Genomic DNA, 412 nt, shown 5'->3' on the forward strand with positions numbered 1-412 from the left:
GGAAGCGCTGCAGGACGCGATTTTCAACAGCGCCAATTTTTCCAGCATCGCCACCGACGCCCAGGGCGTGATCCAGATCTTCAACGTCGGCGCCGAGCGCATGCTCGGCTATGCGGCGGCCGACGTGGTCGACTTGATCACCCCGGCCGCGTTTTCCGATCCGCAGGAAGTGATCGCGCGCGCCGCCGCCCTCAGCGCCGAGCTCGACACTCCCATCGCGCCCGGCTTCGAGGCGCTGGTGTTCAAGGCCTCGCGCGGCATCGAAGACATCTACGAGCTGACCTACATCTGCAAGAACGGCAACCGCCAGCCGGCGGTGGTGTCGGTGACGGCCCTGCGCGACGCCGGCGGCACCATCATCGGCTACTTGTTGATCGGCACCGACAACACCGCGCGCAAGAATGCCGAGCAG

Annotated in this window: 1 protein-coding gene; it reads left to right on the plus strand. The window is 66.0% G+C overall.

All coding sequences use genetic code 11. The features are described from left to right. Positions 1-7: 7 nt before the first annotated feature. Positions 8-412: PAS domain-containing protein (locus F2P45_RS34590; protein ID WP_223164929.1), on the plus strand; the 405-nt coding region annotated here is incomplete at its 3' end.

The organism is Massilia mucilaginosa (genome assembly GCF_011682145.1).
Classification (GTDB): Bacteria; Pseudomonadota; Gammaproteobacteria; order Burkholderiales; family Burkholderiaceae_D; genus Telluria_A; species Telluria_A mucilaginosa.